The organism is Paenibacillus ferrarius (assembly GCF_002027705.1).
GTDB classification, from domain to species: Bacteria; Bacillota; Bacilli; order Paenibacillales; family NBRC-103111; genus Paenibacillus_E; species Paenibacillus_E ferrarius.
The window spans coordinates 1-6,402 of the sequence record NZ_MBTG01000070.1 but is presented as its reverse complement, the minus strand read 5'-3'; the positions used below and the strand labels follow the sequence as shown (position 1 = coordinate 6,402).

Annotated in this window: 9 protein-coding genes; 8 read left to right on the top strand and 1 reads right to left on the bottom strand. The window is 38.7% G+C overall.

Features of this window, described 5'->3' with window-relative positions:
* The first annotated feature begins 94 nt into the window (after window positions 1-94).
* The 6 genes from BC351_RS38985 to BC351_RS38960 all read left to right on the top strand — a co-directional run bounded on the left by BC351_RS38985 (window position 95) and on the right by BC351_RS38960 (window position 3,258).
* The gene (locus tag BC351_RS38985; RefSeq protein ID WP_079417190.1) at window positions 95-760 is read left to right on the top strand and encodes a DUF899 domain-containing protein; all 666 of its coding nucleotides are present in this window, start codon (window positions 95-97) and stop codon (window positions 758-760) included.
* 293 nt (window positions 761-1,053) lie between these two features.
* Entirely contained in the window at window positions 1,054-1,587 is a 534-nt protein-coding gene (locus tag BC351_RS38980) for a hypothetical protein (RefSeq protein WP_244209328.1), read from the top strand.
* 214 nt (window positions 1,588-1,801) lie between these two features.
* Window positions 1,802-2,053, top strand: a complete 252-nt coding sequence (locus BC351_RS38975) for a hypothetical protein (protein WP_079421071.1) — start codon at window positions 1,802-1,804, stop codon at window positions 2,051-2,053.
* Window positions 2,054-2,175: 122 nt separating this feature from the next.
* Window positions 2,176-2,514, top strand: coding sequence for a hypothetical protein (locus tag BC351_RS38970; protein ID WP_144028676.1), 339 nt, complete (start codon window positions 2,176-2,178; stop codon window positions 2,512-2,514).
* Between the two features lie 163 nt (window positions 2,515-2,677).
* A complete protein-coding gene (locus BC351_RS38965) occupies window positions 2,678-3,004 on the top strand; it encodes a hypothetical protein (protein ID WP_079421069.1) in 327 nt (108 codons plus the stop codon).
* Window positions 3,005-3,075: 71 nt separating this feature from the next.
* Window positions 3,076-3,258, top strand: a complete 183-nt coding sequence (locus BC351_RS38960) for a hypothetical protein (RefSeq protein ID WP_144028675.1) — start codon at window positions 3,076-3,078, stop codon at window positions 3,256-3,258.
* A gap of 132 nt (window positions 3,259-3,390) precedes the next feature.
* Here the strand turns inward: BC351_RS38960 and BC351_RS38955 are convergent, their stop codons facing one another.
* Window positions 3,391-4,020, bottom strand: coding sequence for a cysteine hydrolase family protein (locus BC351_RS38955; protein ID WP_079421067.1), 630 nt, complete (start codon window positions 4,018-4,020; stop codon window positions 3,391-3,393).
* A gap of 869 nt (window positions 4,021-4,889) precedes the next feature.
* Between BC351_RS38955 and BC351_RS38945 the strand changes: the two genes are divergently transcribed.
* Together BC351_RS38945 and BC351_RS38940 are read left to right on the top strand one after the other, a co-directional pair.
* Entirely contained in the window at window positions 4,890-5,210 is a 321-nt protein-coding gene (locus BC351_RS38945) for a hypothetical protein (protein ID WP_079421065.1), read from the top strand.
* An 874-nt stretch (window positions 5,211-6,084) separates the two neighbouring features.
* Window positions 6,085-6,402: SRPBCC family protein (locus BC351_RS38940; RefSeq protein ID WP_079419763.1), on the top strand; the 318-nt coding region annotated here is incomplete at its 3' end.

Sequence of the window (6,402 nt, the reverse complement as noted above, 5' to 3'; positions counted from 1 at the left end):
CATAATATTAAATGCGCAATTCACAATAAATCACAAATATTTCAAAATGTTATAATTTAAAGGGATACTTAGAATAATTTCAAGGAGGAGCCAAATGACATCGAACCAAACAGCACTTCCACAAATCGTTTCAGAACAAGAGTGGCTGGCTGCTCGAGAAGATCTGCTAGTCAAAGAGAAAGAACTCACTCGCGCTTTGGATGCACTGGCTGCAGAACGTCGCATGTTGCCGATGGTAAGGATCGATAAAGATTACGTATTTGAGGGCCCGAACGGTACAGCGAATCTTATTGATCTATTCGACGGCCGACGGCAGTTAATCGTCTACCACTTCATGATGGCTCCGGGATCGGACCAACGTTGCAGAGGTTGCTCGTCATTTGTAGACAATATTGGCCATCTTGCTCATCTGCATGCTCGTGATACGACCCTTGTTCTAGTCTCCCCTGCACCATTATTACAGATCGAGCCCTACAAGAGGCGCATGCGTTGGACTGTACCCTGGTTCTCTTCGAATGGCAACAACTTTAACATGGACTGTGGTGCAGGTAGTGGATTCGGCCTGAGTGTCTTTCTCCGTGATGGCGAACAAGTTTATCGCACCTATTACACGACGGCTCGTGGTGTTGACAGGCTCAGAGCTGACTTCAATTTCCTTGATCTGACACCATACGGGCGCCAGGAAGACTGGGAGGATTCACCTGAGGGTTGGCCGCAAACACCGCCTTATACGTGGTGGCGGCTGCACGATGAATACTAAGTGTGACCCGAGGAAGGAACAAACTTGATGAATTGCTGGATTTTCGAGCGATAGCTATCATCACTTTTTCGGAAGCATTCCCTGAACAGCAGGAGAAGGAAGTCAGCTGAGGCTGGCTGCCTTTTAACGGATACTTTAGTTTAATCAGTGAATCATCAAGGCAACCGGTCAGACGATCGGTTGCCTTTTCTCAACTAACGGGCAGTTTAGCGTGGTAGCCAGCAGTTGGGCAGGAAAGTTGAATACGATATTTGAATATCTATAAGTAGATTTAGAAGAATTATGGAGGACAAATGATGATAATCAAAGCGGAGGTAATAAATCAGCCACAATCAGGAGAATGCAAGGAGAGGATTTATGATATTTCGAGCCCCTGGAATTCCCAAAACTGGACTTGGATTAAATTTATAAACGATGATTTAACCGAATGGTGTGGAAACTTTAGAGGGTTTCCGCGAGATGTTTCTATATCAAAAAAGTATAATTCCGTACTTGTTCTAACTTCGGATTATTTATATAGACTTGATAGTGTTAGTGAAAAGTTAGTTGAATATGAATCCCAGCCTCAATATCAAAATCTAACAGTAACCACTCTAGGCGATTTCATTTTAGCTGATTACTATAATATCGAAATCATTAAATCAACATTAAAAGATAAGATATCAAAAAATAGTCCGATAAAAATGGATACAATTAAATTTCATGGTTGGTCTAATAATAAATTAGCAATAACATGTGATGAATTTTTGAATTGGGACAACCATGTGGCATTAGAACTTGATGGGGACACACTTGAAATAACCCTAAAGGACACCAATAAGTTTTAACTGGAGACTACTTCCCCAAAATGTGCCGTTTATTGAACTAACGGAAACTATAGTTCAATCACGACAAAACGACAGCCGGCACACGATCGGCTGTTTGGTCTGGTAAAGTAACGAGCAGGATACTGCAACTTCCAATTTGAGGGAACGTATAAATTATGAGATGTATTGAGGTGAGGTTCTAGACCAAAAAACCTCAGATGGAGGAGGTTGAGGATTGAACAAGTATGTGTTTTATATAGTTACAAGTGTAATTTGTATATTGATACCTGTTGTTGGTCTTTTATATGGTTTGTGGGATAGCCATCAACCCAAAATAGGACCTGTAGGAGACGGAAAGCCGAATTATCCCACAGTACCTCAATTGGTACCTATTGTATCTTGTTTTATCCTTGGAGTGGTGAATCTACCTGTGGCCATAATGCGATACAGACAAAATAAAAAGACTTATGAAGACAGAAAGAATTAGTGCTTGTTACTTTAACGAGAAACGATAGCTTACATACACTAAGAAAGATGGGGCTGCTGGCATGATTGGCAGTCTTTGCTCAACTAATGGGCAAAATGTCATGGCGTATGAAGGAGGATATTTTGGATAGAAGAAAACTAATGTTAGTTGCCCTTACTATTTTAATTATTATGTTAAATGTGTTTGCAAGCTTCCGATGGAATTATATTAGCGATGATGGTGATATGAGATACAAAATAGATCGCTGGACTAATAAAGACTGGGTTGAATTTTATCCGCCTCTTGGTATTACTAATGGAGAGGAATTTCCACTAATAAATACGACAAAGCTTGACTCATATGCTGAATTAGAGGCAAATGTTAAGAAATATGCTCTTTCTGGTTATTTGGTGAGCGAGTGGCTTGAGAGAATAAAATTAACTTACTTGTATTATGGGATCAACTCATTTGTAGTTAGTTGAACTAACGGAGAACGATAGTTGATTCAGTAAGTCCAAGGCGATTGAAGTACTCTGAACAAAGTCAGAATTGTTGTAAATAACGTTTCTGATAAGCAAATAATTACTGCATTCCAAAATGAAGTGTTTTCACATTTAATTATTTTAAGGAGTTGCATGTTAGCTAGTGGATAAGTATAAACATAAGGTTGACTGGTGCGATGCATGTAATCAAGGATGGATTGAGGTTAAAAGAAATAGTGTTAGCAATAATATTCATTTTAGATGTTCGGAGTGCCTAAATGAGTACGAAAAGTACGAGGATATTAATACCGAAAAAGTCTTAAAAATTGAAGTGGATTGGAATGCATTAGATTTATCTGAAGAGGAAATTCTTCAACATAATCTTTGGAAGTATATTATTAAAGAATGGGAGAACTATCAGTTAGTTAGAAATGATGGGGTTATTATCAAAGTCTGGTCTAAAGATAAGAGGAAATTCATCAAGCCCTAGCAATGTTTGACCTTGAGAGCGGTAATTCCATCAAAAGGCAGCCGCGCAATTCTCTGGGCAGGCTGTCTTTCTTGTTAAATAAAAGAAAAGAACTATTTATTTCAACCTGTGTCATTAACCTAACGGGTAACGTTAGTTTAGCAATCCAGGAGCAGTTTGCTGCCGCGGTAGCTGCTCCTTTTGGCATTAACCTAAAGGGTAGTTTAGTTGAAGAATGGAAATGGCTCCTTTATGTTTGTTCAAAGCAAAAATAACCCCTCCGAAGAGATTAGAGGGGGTTGTGCTATCTAAATTCATTCGTTATTCCAAGCCCTTATTCTGACGAAGCAACCACTTGGTGACAGTTCGGACAAGTTGTATAGGAAATTACCGTTGGGGATACTGATTTATAAGTTTGAAATAGCCTCCTGTGTCGTCCAAGTAGCACTGGCAAATGCTTTATAATTGATAACGGCAGCTTGAAAATCCTCTTCACTAATTGTTGCGGTGGCATCGTATACAACAGCTGTTTCAAAACCAGTTTCGATTAGATGCCTCATATGTGACTCTACACAAACGTTGGAAAGCACCCCTGCAATAATTATCTTCTCTTTTCTATGTTGTCGTAACTGATATTCCAAGTCATTTGTTTGTGGGCTGGCAACCTTGTGAGGAGTTGCAATGACGGTTCTTCTATCAAAAATATAAGGTTTGAAAGAATGAACAAAATCAGCTCCATATGACGGTGGTGTGTACGCGTTTGCCACTTGATACATTCTAAGACCTAATAGCATATTTTGTTCATTACCTGTAAATTGCCAGCCATAATCATGAGGGTATAAATAATGGGGCGATATGAAAAGTTGGTATCCCTTATTCATGGCAGTTCTCATTAATAGTTCAAGGTTTTGTATAGTATTGTTTCGTTCAATAGTTCCTTTAGTCAGATGATAGCCTCTTCCCCCAGGACTCATAAAGTCATTTTGTGGGTCTGTGATTACAATAGCAGTATTATTGGGATGTGGTTTAAACGGCAAATTACTTACCTCCCTCGCAGCATAAGCTTGCGGAAATGTTTGCATCCTGTTCAGGGAAGATAGAGAAGTTGTTTTCTAAAAAAGTTCAGCATTGACACGACAGCTGCACCGAACAAGTACATAGTCATTAAAAACTCTATAGGCATCTATATGTATTTTAAGTTTGTTTGGTTCCCTTTGTTATAGAAATTAGTGTGCAACTTTGACGAATGTTTCAAGTAGGTATGCTAACAGGTAACATGTGCGCAGGAGCTGCTCTAACGCGGCTCTTTATTGCTTATTGAAAGTAACGGGCAGGAATGCTTAATAAACAGGGAAATAAGACTGAATGAAATATCCTTATAAAAGACCAAATATGGTTAAATAATGAATAACGATATTATCCTAAATTAATACCGAATAAATTGCAAAGGAGATGCTTTTATCTTTACAAATCCATATAAAAATAGGAACCGCGTTCTTCTTGGTTTAGAGCTCCTCATATCCTTATTTACTGTTATATTTGTAATTGTTTCTTCAACTGGAAGCAGAGAGCTTAACTTTTCTTGGTTTTTCTTTTTAATTGCAATGATTTTCCTTGTAAGGTTGATTGATACAAAAGATAAAAGCAACATTATCAATGTTACTATCTTTGTATTAGGTGCCATTTTCATCATTTTTAAAAAATAAAAATGGAGACTCTTCAATAAAGGAGCTTGCCTTATCAGCTCCTTTTGTGTTTTTTATAATGGGAATTTTTTGAACAAATATCCTACTAGCATTGAGCTAACGGATACTATAGTTGAATCACGAGATGAAAGCAGCTGACACACGACCGGCTGCCTTTGTCTGTTGAAGTAAAGGGAGGATAATGCGAAGGGGGGAAAGAGTTGGGACAAAATTATGTGCTTATTAATAAGAGTAAAAAAGAACTTATTGGATTCACACATCTCCCAGCAGGCAAAGCAAGGGAATTAGCAGGAAATCCAGTAACAGCAGCTATTACGACGTGGTATCTTTTACAAAACAGCGGTGATAATATCCTGTTTGTTGAAGAGGAGCGTATTGAAGAGGGCTTTGCCGATGTTACCAACGATGTTATCGAAATGTTAATTCAAAATGGAATTCTTCAAGACAACGGTATCGAGGTTTTTGACGAGGATGAACCCAACATTTACATGAGAAGATTAGAGAATAACTGGATGAAGTAATTAAGTTAACGAGGAACGATAGTTCAATAAAACAGCGGCAGTCCAGGACTTTATTTTCTCGTCCATGGCTGCCGCTGTTTTTTTTGTCATTCTAATACTTATTTCACAAAAGGGAACAGCTCTGGCTGCTAAGTAGTGTTCGATATCGGCATCAATAGGAAGCCCTGCTTAAGCTTGGGGAATTGCTATCCTAGCGTTTCGATCGCCGATTCCGGCATCTTTGAGCGCCTAAACATTCCATGCAATCTGACAAACATATTTCTTTTTCTCTTTGTGGAAATTGATTACACATACGAATGCAAAATCGGTTACAGGCTATTGGAGCACGTATTGATCTAACTTGATCGCGAGTTCTCGCTGAGGCATTCTTTTTCATTTCCCGCCTCATCTTGTTACACTTTCCTCCACAACCACATGAACATGCCATATCCATATACCCCTTTCAATTATTCGTAATTTATTTATCGAGTTTGAACTCTAATACATTTCTATTCCGAGAGTGAGAGAATTGATAGAGTCAATCAGCGGAGGCTATTCGTCCAATTTTATAGCGGGAAGCGACTTGGAAGGTTGTAAAAAGGCATTTAAGACAACCAGATTCAATTAACATAGACCATAGTTCAAAAGCCGGCCATCGCAGCCGGCTTAGAATACGCATAAACCATATATTTTTGTCATCCGATAACAGAAGTGTAGGAGGACAAGAACATATATTCTTTGCCATAGTGGAGTTCAACGCAAAATATTTAACATGGCAGGTCGGTAGCCTGTTGAGCTAACGGGCAGCAATTAACTCAATAAAGCAGGGTATATTGAGAAGATATCGAACTTATTATTATCTAATATAAATGGCTAGGTAGAGGAGGAGTGACTCATGCCAATTATAAAAATATCCCTGTTTATTAAAGCACCTATTCAGGTGTGTTTTGATTTGTCACGCAGCATTGATATTCACATGGAATCGACCTCACATACAAATGAAAGAGCGGTAAAAGGTCGTACTAGCGGGTTGATTGAACTAGGAGAAACCGTGACCTGGGAAGCTACACATTTCGGAATTCGCCAGCAACTAACATCAATCATTACTGAGTTTGATCCACCTAATAAATTCGTGGACGAGATGGTTAGCGGTGCTTTTAAAAGGTTTAGGCATGAACATACATTTGAAATACAAGATGGTGGGACGTTGATG